A 16,570-nucleotide genomic window follows, 5' to 3' on the forward strand; every position below is an offset into this window, starting at 1 on the left:
TTAAATAGAACCCTTCTTTTATTATGGAAGTTCAGGATAGACATGGTAATCGGTTATTTTAGGTTAATGCTTTGCCTCGTTGATTCCATTTTTGATTTTAGCCCCCCGTCAAAATTTGTCGAAATGAGGGCGGAATCCCATCACACAATGACTTTTACTCAAAGATTACTAAACAATTGACCGTCTATAGCCGATATTTCTATTCATGAATAGTAATTAAATAATTAGGTGGGTGGGTCTCATGTTTTTTAAAGTATTAAGTCCTTTCACAGCTCTTATGTCCAAGTTGAAGTATGCACAGAAGTTCATGCTCGTCAGTGTTTTGTTTATGATCCCGCTGGCTTTGTTGTTTGTTCTATGGTTTAGCGAGCAGCAAGGAAACATTGCGTACATTCAAAAAGAACAGGCTGGAGTGGCTAATATTAAAGAATTAATGCCGCTTATGCTACAAGTGCAGCAGCATCGCGGGTTATCATCCGGCATGTTGAATGGAAATCCTGATGCCAAGGCAAACGTAGATGCCAAATCACAGGAAATAGCTGGCTTGATTCAAACGATAGACCCCGTGATGAAAGCGTCAAATATGGCAGGAGCGCAGGAGCTTTGGGAGACCTGGAAGCAGCAGTGGACACAATTGGATTCGAGCAACGCTACGATGAAGGCTGACGACAGTTTTGATAGTCATTCTACGCTTGTATTAGATTTAACCAATATTATGGTCAAGCTCGCGGATGAATCGGGGCTGTCCCTTGATACGCAGATGGATTCTTATTATTTGGGTTCTATGTTCGTGCAGCAAATTCCTTCGCTCATGGAGCATGCGGCAGTCATTCGCGGCAAAGGAAATGGTGTGCTTACAAGCAAAGCAATGGGGGCTGACGAAGAGCTTATGCTTCGTTTGGAAGCGGAAATGATTCATTCTTCCCTGACCGATATGAATAAGTCGCTGAGCAATGTTTTAAGCGGGAATGAGGCACTAATCCCTGCATTGGAAAAAAGCGGAGCGACGGCGGCGACATCACTCAACAGTTTTGTAGCACTGTTAAAAACAGGTGTGCTGGGCGGCTCTAACCTTAGCATGAATGGGGAGGAGTTTTTTAAGTCGGGAACGGCGTCGATTAGTATTTTAAACGACTTTTATATGCAGGTAGATACAGAGCTTGAGCAGGTGCTTCAGCAGCGTGTTGATGAGCTGACAGCTAAGAGTAGCTTGCTGCTGGGCTTGACGATTTTGTCCCTGGTACTTGTCGCTATTTTCTACATGGCATTCTATCGTAATGTGATGGTAACGGTGGCAGCCTTGCGTAACCGCGCGGATGAAATGGCGAAAGGCGATTTTTCCAAGGAGCTGCATTTGGCAACGAGAGATGAGCTGCGTCAGGTGGGCATGTCCTTTAATGAAATGATTCGTTCTTTAAATGGATTGCTGCGGAGAAATCAGATCGTATCCGAGCAAGCTGCGGCTTCGTCAGAGGAACTTACAGCGATTTCGCATGAATCGACATTAGCGATGAAGCAAATTGCCGAGTCGATCCAAGGGGTATCCGAAGGAACAGATGTACAGCGCGTATCGGCGGATGAGACGTCGAAGGCGATGAATGAAATGGCGGTAGGCATTACCCGCATAGCCGAAGCAGCCTCGGAAGTGGCGGACGCTGCGTTCAAGGTGACGGGCAATGCTCAAGTAGGCGAAGAGCAGCTTGGACAGACGGTACGCCAAATGAACAGTATTCAAGCCTCGGCTGTCCGTTCAGGCGAGGTCGTCTCCAAGCTGGATGAGCATTCGGCACAAATTGGCCAAATCGTACAGGCTGTAATGGCGATAGCGAAGCAGACGCAGCTATTGTCGTTGAATGCGAACATTGAAGCAGCGCGAGCTGGCGAGCATGGCCGGGGCTTTAGCGTCGTAGCGTCCGAAGTAGGCAAGCTGGCCGAGCAGACGAGCGAGTCGGTTCAGACGATATCCGAGCTGGTCAGAGATATTCGGGCGCTAGTGAGCGAGAATGTGAAGGCCATGAGTGAGATGAAATCGGAGACGGCTTCTGGTCTTGCCTCTATTGAGCAGGCAAATACGACGATTGGCGATATTTTGCATGAGGTTCGCTCGATGAGCGATCAAATTCAGGAGGTGTCAGCAGCCGCCGAGGAAATTTCCGCAGGCATGGAGGAGGTTACGGCTTCGGTTGGCGAAGTAGCGAGCATCTCGAATAAAACGTCGGATGAGGCGGAAACGATGGCCGCAGCTACGGAGGAGCAGCTTGCGTCGATGGAGGAAATTCAAGCCTCGGCAGAGGCGCTGCGCGATATGGCTCAGCAGTTGCAGGATGATCTCAGCCACTTCGTTCTGAGCAGCGAGGATACGCAGCAAGTGAAGGCTGGATAGCACGGAATGATGGATAATGCTCGGGCTGTGCAGACAGTAGGAGCATTATCCTTTTTTATATTTGAATAAAGCAGGACGGTAGAATGAGCAAGTGCTCTAAAAGAAAATAAAGGAGAATTACGATGGGCTTTGTAAAGAAAACATTCATTTATGTTTTTGTTGCTATCATTGTTATTTTTTTATTGAGATTTTTTGAGGTTATTACACCGCTAACCATTATCATTATATTTTTGACGTATGTGGGCGTAACGCTGGGCCCGTTGTTTTATACCATTCTAGGGACGAGAAGCTTGGTGAGGATCGAGAGGTTTCTGCTCGCGAACCGCAGCATACCTAGCTATTATATCAACTATGCGGTAGCCAATCGTCTGGATGAAGAGTTTGACGAGACGATGGCGAAGCTGATGAAGCAGTATAAGCAAAAGAACAAACAGGCGTTGTTCAAGACGCTGCAAGCTCACTATAACAAGGATGTTCAAAATGCTTTACACGAAATTGAGCTGATTATGCCCATGGAATATAGGCATTATTATCAAGCGTATTATTATATCGAGAGAAAAGAGTTCGCAGAGGCTCATGAGCATATAAACCGAATCTCTAAGGCTTGGATGAAGCAGTCGCTGCTATCTTACACCGAGTATAAACAGGGCAATCGTCCAAGGGCAATTGAGCTGGCGGAGGAAGCAATGCAGGCGGCAAGGGGAATCCAGCTGTATGTAATGGTGAAAACATTCGAACGGGAGTACCCCGAGCTAAGACAGCATATGGAGAAGTGATGCTTGTTATGGCTGCGGGACAATTCAAACAGAGCGTGTAGAAACGAATGGGCTATAAAGGGGAAAAGATGCAGAACAGGCCGTTGCTAAGCAGCAACGATGCCCGTTCTGTATTTTTTCGCGAGTAAATGCGGTTGCGCGTATAGATTTTTATAATCGAGTAATAGATTATTTCTGGGCTAATGCCGATTGACGATAGGATAGAGGTAGCCTATACTTGCCTAAATACAAGTAAACAACTATGAATAGTGTGTATAAGTGGCTGTAAAGCTGATTACAAACAAGGGGGATGCGCGAACAAATGGTACAAATAAAAGCACCGAATCAATATGTAAACGAGCCGAATGCTTGGGCAGAGGGTGGAGCGAAAATCGCAGAAATCGGCAGCAAGCTCTTTATCATCGGTGGGGAAAAAGCGCTTGAGGCAGCAGCGCCGCTGCTTGCCAGTCTGAATGAGGTCAATGTCACCTATCAGGTGCATCGTTTTTCCGGGCAGGTGACGACGGAGCAGATTACAGCCTATTCGGAGCTGGCAGCGAGTCAGGATATCAATGTGCTGGTTGGCATTGGCGGCGGCCGGGTGCTGGATTTGAGCAAGGCGGTTGCGCAGCGAATTCATGTGCCGAGCGTGACGGTGCCGACGATAGCGGCAACCTGCGCGGCATGGTCAGCGCTCACCGTATTGTACGACGAGGAGGGCCGCTCGGCAGGCTATTTGCCGCTTAAGCAATCCCCGCAGCTGGTGCTCGCGGATACGGCTGTGCTCGCTGCTGCGCCTAAACGCTACCTCGCATCGGGCATAGGCGATACGTATGTGAAGTGGAATGAGACGATCGTCAATGTGAAAAAGCTTCCCGCCGACCTTGATGTGCGGCTTGGCGTTAAAACGTCGGAGCTGGCGGTCGAGGTGCTGGACCGTTATGCGCAGCAGGCGTATGCGAATGCGGGTGACGGTATCGTGACCCCCGCATTTCATGAGGTGAGTCACGCGATTGTCTGGCTGGCTGGACAAGTGAACACCGTATCGGCGGGAGGGGCACGCGGCGCTTTGGCCCATGCCATCCACGACAGCCTGACGCAGTTTGCGAAAACGCATGGCTCGCTGCATGGCGAGAAGGTTGCATTTGGGCTCATTGCCCACACACTGCTGCAAGGGCAAACAGCCGTGGAGACGGAGCGGCTGGCGGCGAAGCTGAATGCACTTGGCCTTCCGGTTACGCTGGCGCAGCTCGGGTTTGAAGAAGGCGCAAATAAAATCGCTTATGATATTGCGGGTAAAGTGCCGCTTGATGGAGCGAAAGCTGCCGAGCTGCCATTTGCATTTCATCCAGCGGCAATCGCTGAGGCGATTATTGCAGCGGACCAGTTGGGGCAGCGCATTAGAAGCAAGGCAACTGCTGCTTCACAATAATAAGCAAGCATGAAGGGGAAACCTTACACACGAGAACTAGAGAGGCGGAATCAACCGTGAAGAACAGAAAGAGACAATGGCTAAGCTTAAGCTTAGCAATCCTCCTGGCAAGCTTGCTTGCCGCTTGCGGCAATGGAGCTGCAGGGGGAGCATCGAATGCTGGAGCAGCTTCGGCAAGTCCAGTTGCATCCTCTGAGAGCAGCAGCCCGGCAGTGGAGGCCGGTCCGGATTTGAGCAAAGTCACGCTGAATATCGGTCAGACGGGCTGGGAAAATTTAAAGATCGGCTTCAAGGAAGCGGGACTCGATGATACGCCTTACAAAATTGAATTCAGCGTCTTCCAAGGCGGCAATTTGCAGCTGGAGGCGATGGCAGGCGGACATTTGGATGTCGCCTTGACGAGCGAAATTCCGCCCCTGTTTGCAGCGCAGGCCGCAAACGGCGGCAACTTCAAAATTATTGCCATTCAAAAATCCAGCACGCTCCAGCAGGAGCTGCTCATTCCAAAAGGCTCGACAGTGAAATCCGTAGCCGATTTGAAGGGCAAAAAGGTCGCTTACGTCAGCAGCACAACGGCGCATTATTTTTTACTGAAAATGCTTGAAGAAGCAGGGCTGAGCTGGACGGACATTGAGCCTGTAGCGCTGTCAACCTCCGATGGCCTTAGCGCCTTGATCGGCGGCAGCGTGGATGCACTGGCGAGCTACGGAAATGCGATCATTTCGGGACGCCAAAACGGCGCTACGACGCTGGCGTCTGCCCAGAGCATTTTATCCGGCAACTTCCCGATTGAGGCGAATCCGGCAGCGATTGAAGATCCGGGCAAGCATGCAGCGATTGCGGATTTTCTGAACAGGCTCAATCAATACAATGAGTGGATTCGTGCGAATCAAGAGAAATGGGCAGGCATTGTAGCTGAAAATACGAAGCAGCCTGTAGAGCAGGCGCTCCAAACGCTGAAGGATGGCGAAGCGCAGCAGCCGACGACGATTTTACCGCCATCGGAGGAAGCGATTGCGTCTCAGCAGGACATTGCCGATACGCTGCAAAAGGTCGGTTTGCTTAAAAATCCAGTTGATGTGAAGACGATTTGGAGCGACGCTTTCGCGGATGCACTGAAATAATTTGGGGCTTGAAAGGAGAGCTATATTTTGCGGAAACCATCCTACAGCTTCTGGACGTCCTCCTTCACGCCATGGCTGCTGCCAATTTTGCTGCTCATCGCCTGGCATGTGCTGACGGTTACGGGCATTATCGCCGCTAACGTGCTGCCGCAGCCGCTACAGGTCATTGAGGAGCTGGTCTCCTCTATTAAAAGCGGTCAGTTGGCTGAAAATATTGCAATTAGCGCCCGCCGCGCCATATTGGGCTTTCTCATTGGCGGTGGCATCGGCTTCCTGCTTGGCCTTATTAATGGTTTTTCCTCAAGAGCAGAAATCGTGATGGACTCGTCGATTCAAATGCTGCGCAATGTGCCGCATTTGGCGCTTATCCCGCTCGTTATTATTTGGTTCGGCATTGGCGAAGAGGTGAAGCTGCTGCTGGTCGCGCTGGGCGTCTTTTTCCCCATCTATCTCAACACCTTTCACGGCATTCGCTCCATTGACCGCGGGCTTATTGAAATGGCCAAGGTGTACGGGCTGCGCGGCTTCGACTTGTATAAGGAAGTGATTTTGCCGGGGGCTTTGCCTTCCGTGCTAGTCGGTGTCCGGTATTCGCTTGGCATTATGTGGCTGACGCTTATCGTCGCAGAGACGGTGGCAGCAAATTCGGGCATCGGCTATATGGCGATGAATGCCCGCGAATTTATGCAGCTGGATGTAACGGTGCTGAGCATTATCATCTATGCGCTGCTGGGCAAGCTGTCCGACAGCATCGCAAAAATACTTGAGAGGCGGCTGCTCCAGTGGAATCCGAATTACAGCCGTGCGAAAGCATAGGAGGGGATGACATGACCGATAGCCGCAAAGGGGCTCAGCTCCAGTTAAGCCGAGTGCGCAAGGAATATGCTGGAAAGCAGGTGCTAAAGGGCGTTGATCTAAAAATAGACCGCGGCGAATTTGTCGCCATCGTCGGTCGCAGCGGCTGTGGCAAAAGCACGCTGCTGCGGCTGATTGCCGGGCTGGATTTGCCGACGGAGGGCACGCTGCTGCTCGGAAGCGGCGAACAGCAAGGCGGAGGGACAAATATTCGCGTGCTGTTTCAGGAGGCGCGCTTGCTGCCTTGGAAGAGCGTGCTGGACAATGTGCGGATTGGCACGCCGGGCAAGGATAAGGCAAAGGCGGCGGAGGCGCTGGCGCAGGTCGGGCTTGCGGACCGCGCAGGCGAGTGGCCGCATGTGCTTTCCGGCGGGCAGAAGCAGCGGGTTGCGCTGGCCCGTGGACTGGCAAGCAAGCCGCGCCTGCTGCTGCTTGATGAGCCGCTGGGTGCGCTCGATGCGCTGACGCGCATTGAAATGCAGCAGCTAATTGAGCGGCTGTGGCTGGAGCAGGGCTTCACCGTCGTTCTCGTTACGCATGATGTGAGTGAGGCTGTTGCACTGGCAGATCGGGTAATTCTGATTGAGGAGGGCGTCATTTCTCTCGACAAGCGAATTACGCTTGATCGTCCGCGCAGCCGGGACAGTGGATTTATTTATTTTGAAAATTTGATCTTGAACAAGGTGCTTGGCAAAGAGGAAATATCGTCTCAGAAGAAGGTCAGCTATACGATATAAACAACGGTCAAAGGACAGCCGCAGCCTAACACAAAGACTTAGTTCATTCGAACTAAGTTTTTGTCTTTTTTATATTCATTTCAACGGTATTGCAGCCGATAAAGGAAGGAGAAGGAAAAAAATAGAAATGGTGAAAGTCCTTCTTGAGAAGGATTTCGTAGGAGGCAGGAGTAGGATGAGTGGCATTCGTATTCGCATCATGCTGGCAATTATTATTTTTGCAGTGCTGTCTGGAACGATTGTAGGGTTTACAGGTTTGTATACTAGCAATAACATTTTGGAGCGCTATTCGCGGGATAATGCAGAGCTGACGGTAGACAGCGCGGCTGGCGAGCTGGATTCCAAAATCAATGCGATTCAAAATTCGGTTGATGGTCTGGCGATAACGGCCGTATCCCTGCTGGAGGATTTGGAGCGCTTCAAGACAGATGGCGAATACGTTAGGCAATATGAAGAGACGCTGCGCCCGATTGCAGCACAGTTTGCGGATGCGACGGAAGGTGCCATGTCCTTCTATGTGCGGTTCAATCCAGCATTTACTGCGCCTACCTCCGGAATTTTTCATGCCGACTCGGATGACAGCGGCAAGATGCAGCAGCTAACGCCAACCGATTTCAGTCAATATGATCCAAGCGATACCGCCCATGTAGGCTGGTATTATCTCCCTGTCCAGTCAGGAAAGCCGATGTGGCTCGATCCGTACCGCAATGAAAATATCGGTGTCGATATGATCAGCTATACGGTGCCGTTATTCAAAAATGGAGAATCCGTCGGCATTGTGGGGATGGATATTCGTTTTGATCTTTTTCAAAGCTTTCTAGGCGATATTCGCACGTTCGATGATACCTATGCGGTTCTTGTTAATGCCAGCCAGAAGCTGCTTATTGATCCTGTTCATACGGAGGCTGCTGTGCTTAAAGATGTGGATGCGGCCTTTGCCCAAAAGGTAGAGCAGGAGCCGCAAGGGATTATGCTGACTCAGTGGGGCGGGGAGGAGACGCTCGTCTCCTATGCGAGCTTGTCGAATGACTATACGTTAATTGTGGCATCGCCCACCCATGATATTTATCAGGAGGTTAACGAGCAGACATGGCTCATTCTTTATTTGCTGCTGGGCGTCATTGTGCTTGCCGTACTGACCGCACTCATAGTAGGCACGCGCATGGTGCGGCCGCTGAAGCGAATCGTGGCGGATATGGAGCTGGTCAGCGCCGGACAACTGGATGTGCAGTCTCGCTATACAGGCAAGGATGAAATTGGACGCATTGGCAGCGGATTTAATCATATGGTGCAGCAGCTGCGCCGCTTGACGGGCAGCATTAAGGAGACGACTGTGGAAATCGGTCAGTCGTCGCATACGCTGCTGGCCGTTGCGCAGCAGACGACGGCTGCGGCGCAGGAAATGACGGCATCGGTCGCGGAAATTGCCAAGGGCAATCGGTCGCAATCGGCGATGCTGGCTGCCTGTGCGGATACCGCGACAGAGCTTGCGGATAAAGCCTCCGTGCTGCGCGAGCAGACGGAGGAGGTGTGGCAGGGCATTGTGCAGATGAATGAGGGCAATGAGCAGGGGCTTGCGTTGATGCAGGAGCTGGCAAGACGCAATGACAGCAGCAATGAGGCGACGAAGCAAATCGGCGAAATTATTAGCGATTTGCGTAGCAAGGCAGATAGCGTAAATCAAATTTTGACGACGATCAGCGGCATCGCCAAGCAGACGGGCATTTTGGCGCTGAACGCTTCGATTGAAGCCTCCAGAGCGGGAGAGTCGGGTCGCAGCTTCGCGGTCGTAGCAGAGGAAGTGCGCAAGCTTGCCCAGCAATCGCGCGAGGCGACGGAAGAAACGGTGGCGCTCATTTCAGGGGTGCAGCAGGATATCGGGAAAACCGTCCTTTCAATGGCGGATGTGAGGGAGCAAAGCAGCAAACAATCCGAGGTGGTAAAGCAGATGGATGAAGCGCTTCGCCACATCTCGCTTTCGGTATCAGGCAGCACCCGCCAAATCAAGGAGAGCAGCGAGCATATTGCTAAGCTTAGCATCGGTGTCGGCCAAGTGCATGAGCAGCTTGGCAGCCTTGCGGTAATTGCGGCACAGAGCAGCGAGTTGTCCAATCAGGTGGCCGATGCGGTAGAGGAGCAGACGGACGGCTTCGAGCAGGTGACCGCTGCTGCCGAGCAGCTTGGCGGACTCGTGGAGCGGCTGGATAGCGCCGTCCAAGCTTTTCAGGTGGAGGAGAAAGGGCGGACAGGCGGGAGCGAGCAATAAGCATAGGCAGAGCAAGTGCAGAGCAGAGTAAGCGCTGAGCGAAGGTAGAGCTAGGAGCAGAGCAAGTGCAGAGCAAGTGCTGAGCTATTGCTCAGCAAACGCTTGAGCGAGCTACCTAGCCGTATTGTTTTAGCAGCTGGTACTAAGAGAAGATGGTACTATTTATTCCAGCGAAAACAGGTAAGATAAGGCTATCAAACAAATAACCGCAAGGTTATACGGGAGGACGCCTATTATGGAAAATCAAATGCCTGCTCGCAAATCAATGAACTTTTACCGTCGCCGGAATACACCAACTTATACGTTTATGGCTTGGGGAGCTTTCGTACTCGCATTCGCCTTTGAATTTATCGGTATTTATACGCTTAATCAGCCGCTTTCGGTTCAGGGCTACTACGCCGTAACTGGAATTTTGATAGTCATTACTTCATTTACGCTCCAGAAGCTGGCCCGCGACAATGATGAGGACAAATTTCTGAAGGAGCAAAATCCTTCCTATCGCAATCGCAACACGCCGGCCTTCACGTTCATGGCCTGGATCGGCTTCATCATTGCCGTGCTTGCGCAATACGTCGGCTTGTACACCCTGGAGGAGCCATTTTATGTAAAAGGCTACTACGCTATCGCCGGAGCTTTCCTGATTGTTGCTTGCCTTGTGCTTCAGAAAACGATTCGCGATAATGAAGAGGATAAAGTGCATTTGGGCTCGGAGGAGGAGTAAGCGGGGAACAGCACAATTCGCCTATCACCAAAAAACGTCTCTCAAAGCGTCTCTCGCTCTGAGAGACGTTTTTTTTGCTCCCTTGCAGCCAGAGAGAATGATTATCCTTCATGTTATCCATAAAATGTCCATTTGTCTGTAGACGAAAATGGGTATATATTTATATTAATTATAAAAAGATAATTATTATAAAATTTGAGGGGATGGTTATTTTGAAAATAGGTGAGTTTCATCATCTTGAGCATGTGAAAGAGCAATCAGCTTCCAGAAAGACGCTGTGGATTACGCTTCTATTGACTTTGTTTTTCACAGTTGTTGAAGTAATCGGCGGTGTTGTGTCTGGCTCGCTTGCGCTGCTGTCAGATTCGGCTCATATGGTATCTGACGTTGTTGCATTGGGGTTGAGTATGCTCGCCATCTACATGTCGATGAAACGTCCGACCAAGGAGTACACTTACGGTTTTCTACGTTTCGAGATTATTGCTTCATTTTTGAACGGATTGGCGCTCATTGTCATCGCGCTTTTTATTCTCGTAGAAGGAATAAAGCGAATCCTTCATCCAGAGCCGGTCGATCTGGGGCTCATGCTCGGCATCGCTATTATCGGATTAATCGTGAACATCGTGCTCACTCTTGTGCTGAGCCGCAGCATGAAGGAAGAGAATAATCTCAATGTGAAAAGCGCGTTGTGGCATTTCATCGGCGATCTGCTTAGCTCGGTTGGGGTTATCGTATCTGCTGTATTGATTCGGTTTACGGGTTTGTCCATTTTAGATCCGATTATCAGTATCGTCATTGGCGGTATTATTGCATTTGGCGGCTTCAAGATATTTCGGGAGGCGTATGTTATTTTGATGGAGGCTGTGCCGGAGTCATTTAATCTGGAGGAAATTCGTCGTGATTTGAGAGGTGTGGAAGGCGTTGAGGATGTGCACGAGATGCATCTTTGGGCAGTGTCTACGGACCATTATTCCCTTACAGCGCATGTGCTGGTTCGAAGTAATATTCAACCCTATTGTATCACGCTCGCAATGAATGAGCTGCTAAAAAACCGCTACGGCATCGTCCATTCAACGATACAGATCGAGCACGCTGCTATTCACAACCATGGCGAATACGGCAAATTAGTAAGTGGCGGCGCATTCTAGCTCATAGATGCAATAGCCAATAGGTTAACAATAGCCAGTAGGTTAAAGGTAAATAAAAAGTGCACTTCTCAGAAGCAGGTACTTGGATAAGGCTGCGTAAGCTGGCGCTAATCCAAAATCATTCTGGGAGGCGCACTCTTTTTTTTTTGTTACCCGTTAATAATTTCCCCGCCGTTCACATGCATCATCTGCCCGGTGACATAGCTGGAATCATCCGATGCGAGATAGACGTAAGCGGCGGCAAGCTCGGCAGGCTGGCCGGGACGCTTCATCGGCGTATCGCCGCCGAAGGTGGCGACCTTCTGCGCATCGAAGCTTGCCGGAATGAGCGGCGTCCAGATGGGGCCTGGCGCGACTCCATTGACCCGAATGCCCTGGCCCGCCAAATTGGCGGATAGAGCGCGGGTGAAGGAGACGATTGCGCCTTTCGTGGCCGAATAGTCGATCAGCGTCTCATTGCCGCGATAGGCAGTAATGGATGCCGTATTAATAATGGAGGCGCCTTGCTTCAAATGGGCGAGCGCCGCTTTCGTCAAATAAAACATCGCAAATACGTTGGTGCGGAACGTAGAAGTAAGCTGCTCCGCCGTAATATCCTCAAGGCGCTGCTGCACATGCTGCTCCGCAGCGTTGTTGACGATGATGTCGAGCTTGCCGAATGCCTGAACGGTTTGCTTGATCGCTTGTTGGCAGAAGGCTTCATCGCCGATATCGCCAGAAATGAGCAGACAGCGTCTGCCAAGCTGCTCAATCTCCTGTTTTACAACCTTCGCGTCGGAGTCCTCTTCCAAATAAACGATGCTGACATCGCAGCCCTCCATTGCGAAAGCGATCGCTGCGGCACGTCCAATTCCGCTGTCTCCTCCAGTAATAATCGCCGCTTTGCCTGTCAGCTTCCCAGCAGCCTTATAAGCTGCGGATTTATAAATAGGCTGCGGATGCATAACGGATTCCAGTCCAGGCTGCTGATCCTGATGCTGGGGCGGCAGCGTCTGGGCTGGCGCTTGTGTTGTAGATGGACTCATCCTATAACCTCCTTGTAATGGCGCGGCAGGCGCCTCTAACAAAACGTTCTTATTGTGGAATAAACGTGCAGAGGTTATACATGGTTTTCCGTCATTTTACAGCGTGCTGGCGATACCAGTCATTTGCTTCTTGAAGCACCTTCGTTCCGCCCGCCTTCATAAACTCATGGACGAAACGGTCGAAGTCCTCTAAGGGCTTCTCGCTGGTAATAAAGGCGACATAGGCTTTGTTTTTTAGCTTGATTAATTCAGCTCCGTTATGGATTAAGGAGGGAGTCGCAACTTCTAAAGCGTTGTAGATGCCGTCTTGATCAAGCCCCAAGGTTGACGCCCATTTCTCCCTTCGTTCTTGAGAAGCCGATGGTACCGTCATCCCTAAATTGGCGCCAATCGTATTTTGATAGTTGGGCATGGTGTCGTAGGGAGGCAGCACAATGACATCCTCCTTCGCGCTGCCTGCCCATGTCCAGTGTGTGCCCTTGACTCCATATTTCATGGAGGTATATACATCGGGATCAGGATTCGCGCTCACATAGTCAAGTATTTGGAGAATCGTCTCCATCTTGCCTGGATCTTCTGCGGCGTCAGCTCCAATAGCGGTGAAGCTCATCAGCATATCATAGGCTTTGGAGCCCCGTTTTCCTTCCGGCCCACGAAAAGGCTGGCCGAACACGATTCGGGCCTGAGGATTGCCCACCGTTAGCTCCTTTGCGTTAAAGGTCGCTTCTACCGGAAGCTCCGCGCCATTCGCGCCGCTCTCATCCTCTAAGGCCAAATAATCGCCAGCTTGAATCCAGTGATAATAGTTTCCCATCGAGGTCATGCCGATTTTTCCATTGATAAAGGCATGGGAAAGATGCTTGTAGCCGCCTTTATTTTCGCCGGTAATAAACGCGGGATCAATGATGCCGTCAGCGTACCATTTACGAAGATAACGCAAAGCCTCCTGCATTTCTGGCTCCAGGGCGCCGATAACGAGCTTATCCTTTTTCACTCCAAAGTAAAGCTGATCCGCGAAGACAATTTGCCCAAAAGCGCCGAAAACGACATTCATTCCTTCTCTGGACAAGCCGTAGGTATCCTTGATGCCATTGCCATCGGGATCTTCATTCGCAAATGCATAAATGACCTTCTCAAAATCGGATAGCGTCTCAGGCACGGCTAGGCCAAGCTTATCGAGCCAATCCTTTCTATATACGACAGGTATGCGATAAATGTTTGTAGGATTGACGACAGGAATGCCATAATATTTGCCGTTGATTTTCCCGTAATCCTCATAGGCGGGTGCATTTTCGCGAATGGATTTCATAATGTTCGGAGCGTACTGATTCAGCATTTCTAGCGGAATTTCAGCCAGCAAGCCTTGCTGCTGATATTTCAGGAGATCCTGAGTTTGTCTGATTCTAAATAAATCAGGAATTTCGCCCTGCGCCAGCCGCATATCGAGAAGCGCTTCATATTTGTTATTTTCTAAATTCCAGACGTCCAAATGGACGTTGAATTTATTTTCAAGGAGGCGCACCATCTCCGCATCTTCTGGTACAGGCAGATTGAGATGCGTCGTCCAGGAAATGTTGTATTGCGGGCTGTAAGAAGCTACCTTGGCTTGCAATTCCTTGGCAGCAGACAGGTGCACAGAGCTTGCTTCGCATCCGCTGATAAAACTAATACATACGACTGCCATAAGGGTGATGATACGCTGTAATTTCTTCATTTTCATGATGAAACCTTCCTTAAATCGTATTTCTGCAAACAGGGTATGGTCGAAGCGGCTACGTTTGTTTAACGGTATGGCGCAAATAATTGCCTGGCGTACACCCATGCCGTTCTTTAAATTTTTTAATAAAATAAGCCGCGGTTCTATAGCCGACGCTGCTCGCAATTTGCTCAACCGACATCGTATTGTTCACGATCAAAGCGGTTGCTCGTTCCATTCGCTGGCTGGTCACATAGTCGGTAAAGGTGACGCCGCTCTCTTCCTTAAAGAGCTTGCTCAAATATTTGGGGCTTATAAACACCTGAGCAGCTACCGTCTCAAGCGACAAATCCTCGGATAAATGCTGGTGAATATAATGCTTGGCCGCATCAATGCTGGACATTGCTCGGTCGTTGTTTCGTTTGTCCATTTGTGCAAGGCATGTCGCAATGGAGCTCACCAGCCATTCCTGAAAATAATAAATATTAGGGAGCTCGTTGAACTGATTGTAGAAATCCAATTGACCTTGGTCATGCGGCTGGTAACGGACGCTTTTCAAATAATCGGAGAACACGTACACCGTGCTGGCTAAAATAAAACGGCAATAATCGGCAGCATACCTGCCTTCCCGCATCGTCAAAACCAGCTGCTGGATCACAGCTGTAATTTCATCGAATTGCCGGGTATGCAATTTTTCTCGGAATTTTATAAGCATGGCTTGTGGAATTTCTTCGAGGCTCTGCTCGCGCTCCAGAAGAGCACGATCATTCAGAATAGCTCTATCAGGCAGAAAATAGCCGTATTTGATTAAGCTTTGGGCTTCTGTATAGCTTTGGTGGACCTCGATAATATCCTCTACCCAGCACCCCTGTGAAATTTGAAGGTCCAGCTGAAACTGCTGCTTAGCTTCCGCTAATATAAAACGGGACAGCTGCTCTAAAAATACGTCGCACGTTTCGCTCGCGCTAACAAGGATAACGATCGTCTTGTCCGGCAGCTCCTCGGCAATAATATGCGCCTCCGGCACAGAGGCCCCCTCTAACTGACTAATCATTCGGTACACGACATACTGCATATCTCTGGAGCTTAAATGGACATAGGCTTGGCCCGAATTTACAATCATGCTGCAATAATGGCTGTAGACCTGAGAGATGCCGAGAAAGGGGAGCTCCTCCGCCAGTTTTTCTCTTGAATTGCTATTGTGGAGCAGGTTCAGCAATACATTATGCCTAATAACCGAGCTATTGGCCTGAAGCGTCTCCTCCAGATTGCTGACCTTATTGTTCAGTCTAATGAAAACGGTATCAATAAGCTTGAATTCATTCGTTACATTTTCAGGCGCATGCTCGGATAAGTCCTTTATCCTCATTACTAGCCGCTTGATCGGACTGTAGCTCACTCTTGCAAAAATGCCGGATAATACGATTCCTAGCAATAGGGCAGCTACACAGATGAATAGGACAAGCTTTTGCACGAAAATCAACTTTTGATAGAAGAAGCTGGCAGGCATGGCGCTGTATATTTTCCAGCCCGTCGATGGCAGCGTTTGGTAGGAAACCGCGTAGGGGGCATCATTAATCGTGTCTTTAAAGCGGCCGGACTCCGCCTTGGACAGTAAGGTTTCGTTGATTTTGGATTCGTGGGCGTTGTGAAAGTCCAGTCTTTCATAGTCTGAGCCCGAAATAAGGCTGCCAGAGCGATCCAAAATAAACGTGTTATCATATTGCGCTGGCATCATATTACGAATAACCCCGCTAATCGCACTTTCCTTTAAATCTATCGCAATTAGGATATCACTATTTTCACCAGAAGCTTGAAAGGGATAACTATGCGCGTAGGTGATCAAGGCTTCGCTTTTGCTATTCGGCAGACTGGAATATATATCCTGTGGAATGAGCCGGGTTGTTGTCCAGAGCTGGTTTTGCTTATTGCCCCGCATCCCATTCATCCAATCGGCAAAAAAAACGGCACTGCTGCCTTGAGCGGCATTGAAGGTCAGCCCGTAATTCGAGGAGAGCATTATATTTTGCTTTGGATAATACAAATGCGCCGCATAGATGAGGTCGGAATGGGCAGCCACCTCTGACTGGAGCAATTGCTGTAGATCAATGGCTTTGCTGAGGTTGCTTTTGTAGGAGGGATCGGCAAATAAACGAATATCTGCGGTTTTATCGAGAGATAGATTTAAATAGATTTGCTGAACGCTCCGAAGCACCGTAGCTTCGATTGTTTGGGCTGTGTTGTCTATGATCAGCTGATTTTTGGCGTGAAGCTCCTCTTCATAGCTGTTGGAGAAATAAATATAGAAGACGGAGCAGAGCAAGAGAACAATGACTAGCACGATAGAAATATAAGATACAGCCAGATTAGCAAATACAGAGTTCCACTTCTTCACGGTCTACGCCTCCTCACCGCCTAGATTATACAC

General features: G+C 49.8%; 12 protein-coding genes and 1 pseudogene. 10 read left to right on the forward strand and 3 right to left on the reverse strand.

What is annotated here, in order from left to right:
* Positions 1 to 241: 241 nt before the first annotated feature.
* From V5J77_RS05085 to V5J77_RS05130, 10 genes and pseudogenes are all read left to right on the forward strand, one after another.
* Positions 242 to 2,383 carry a HAMP domain-containing methyl-accepting chemotaxis protein gene (locus tag V5J77_RS05085; protein WP_338554708.1) on the forward strand — a complete coding sequence of 714 codons (2,142 nt, stop codon included), beginning with the start codon at positions 242 to 244 and terminating at the stop codon, positions 2,381 to 2,383.
* A gap of 122 nt (positions 2,384 to 2,505) precedes the next feature.
* Positions 2,506 to 3,159, forward strand: a complete 654-nt coding sequence (locus V5J77_RS05090; protein WP_338554709.1) for a hypothetical protein — start codon at positions 2,506 to 2,508, stop codon at positions 3,157 to 3,159.
* Positions 3,160 to 3,460: 301 nt separating this feature from the next.
* Entirely contained in the window at positions 3,461 to 4,570 is a 1,110-nt protein-coding gene (locus V5J77_RS05095; protein ID WP_338554710.1) for an iron-containing alcohol dehydrogenase family protein, read from the forward strand.
* A gap of 56 nt (positions 4,571 to 4,626) precedes the next feature.
* Complete coding sequence (locus tag V5J77_RS05100; RefSeq protein ID WP_338554711.1) at positions 4,627 to 5,694, forward strand: ABC transporter substrate-binding protein; 1,068 nt, start codon at positions 4,627 to 4,629, stop codon at positions 5,692 to 5,694.
* Between the two features lie 27 nt (positions 5,695 to 5,721).
* Positions 5,722 to 6,510: an ABC transporter permease subunit gene (locus V5J77_RS05105; protein ID WP_338554712.1), complete on the forward strand. Its 789-nt coding sequence runs from the start codon at positions 5,722 to 5,724 to the stop codon at positions 6,508 to 6,510.
* Positions 6,511 to 6,521: 11 nt separating this feature from the next.
* Positions 6,522 to 7,286 (forward strand): ATP-binding cassette domain-containing protein, encoded by a 765-nt coding sequence (locus V5J77_RS05110; protein ID WP_338554713.1) that lies wholly within the window; start codon positions 6,522 to 6,524, stop codon positions 7,284 to 7,286.
* 175 nt (positions 7,287 to 7,461) lie between these two features.
* Positions 7,462 to 9,552: a methyl-accepting chemotaxis protein gene (locus tag V5J77_RS05115; protein WP_338554714.1), complete on the forward strand. Its 2,091-nt coding sequence runs from the start codon at positions 7,462 to 7,464 to the stop codon at positions 9,550 to 9,552.
* A gap of 265 nt (positions 9,553 to 9,817) precedes the next feature.
* A pseudogene (locus tag V5J77_RS05120) lies at positions 9,818 to 10,021 on the forward strand (YiaA/YiaB family inner membrane protein); the annotation flags it as partial.
* Between the two features lie 60 nt (positions 10,022 to 10,081).
* On the forward strand, positions 10,082 to 10,273 hold the full coding sequence (locus V5J77_RS05125; RefSeq protein WP_338556561.1) for a YiaA/YiaB family inner membrane protein: 192 nt from the start codon (positions 10,082 to 10,084) through the stop codon (positions 10,271 to 10,273).
* A gap of 212 nt (positions 10,274 to 10,485) precedes the next feature.
* Positions 10,486 to 11,421 (forward strand): cation diffusion facilitator family transporter, encoded by a 936-nt coding sequence (locus V5J77_RS05130; protein ID WP_338554715.1) that lies wholly within the window; start codon positions 10,486 to 10,488, stop codon positions 11,419 to 11,421.
* A gap of 149 nt (positions 11,422 to 11,570) precedes the next feature.
* Here the strand turns inward: V5J77_RS05130 and V5J77_RS05135 are convergent, their stop codons facing one another.
* From V5J77_RS05135 to V5J77_RS05145, 3 genes are all read right to left on the reverse strand, one after another.
* Complete coding sequence (locus V5J77_RS05135) at positions 11,571 to 12,446, reverse strand: SDR family oxidoreductase (protein WP_338554716.1); 876 nt, start codon at positions 12,444 to 12,446, stop codon at positions 11,571 to 11,573.
* A 91-nt stretch (positions 12,447 to 12,537) separates the two neighbouring features.
* The gene (locus V5J77_RS05140) at positions 12,538 to 14,166 is read right to left on the reverse strand and encodes an ABC transporter substrate-binding protein (protein ID WP_338554717.1); all 1,629 of its coding nucleotides are present in this window, start codon (positions 14,164 to 14,166) and stop codon (positions 12,538 to 12,540) included.
* 52 nt (positions 14,167 to 14,218) lie between these two features.
* Positions 14,219 to 16,537, reverse strand: coding sequence for an AraC family transcriptional regulator (locus tag V5J77_RS05145; RefSeq protein ID WP_338554718.1), 2,319 nt, complete (start codon positions 16,535 to 16,537; stop codon positions 14,219 to 14,221).
* Positions 16,538 to 16,570: the final 33 nt, after the last annotated feature.

This window comes from Paenibacillus sp. KS-LC4, assembly GCF_036894955.1.
Lineage (GTDB): Bacteria > Bacillota > Bacilli > Paenibacillales > Paenibacillaceae > Pristimantibacillus.

Coding starts and splice junctions, on each gene's coding strand:
- V5J77_RS05085 (WP_338554708.1), top strand. CDS start 242: ATGTTTTTTAAAGTATTAAGTCCTTTCACAGCTCTTATGTCCAAGTTG.
- V5J77_RS05090 (WP_338554709.1), top strand. CDS start 2,506: ATGGGCTTTGTAAAGAAAACATTCATTTATGTTTTTGTTGCTATCATT.
- V5J77_RS05095 (WP_338554710.1), top strand. CDS start 3,461: ATGGTACAAATAAAAGCACCGAATCAATATGTAAACGAGCCGAATGCT.
- V5J77_RS05110 (WP_338554713.1), top strand. CDS start 6,522: ATGACCGATAGCCGCAAAGGGGCTCAGCTCCAGTTAAGCCGAGTGCGC.
- V5J77_RS05115 (WP_338554714.1), top strand. CDS start 7,462: ATGAGTGGCATTCGTATTCGCATCATGCTGGCAATTATTATTTTTGCA.
- V5J77_RS05125 (WP_338556561.1), top strand. CDS start 10,082: ATGGCCTGGATCGGCTTCATCATTGCCGTGCTTGCGCAATACGTCGGC.
- V5J77_RS05135 (WP_338554716.1), bottom strand. CDS start 12,446: ATGAGTCCATCTACAACACAAGCGCCAGCCCAGACGCTGCCGCCCCAG.
- V5J77_RS05140 (WP_338554717.1), bottom strand. CDS start 14,166: ATGAAAATGAAGAAATTACAGCGTATCATCACCCTTATGGCAGTCGTA.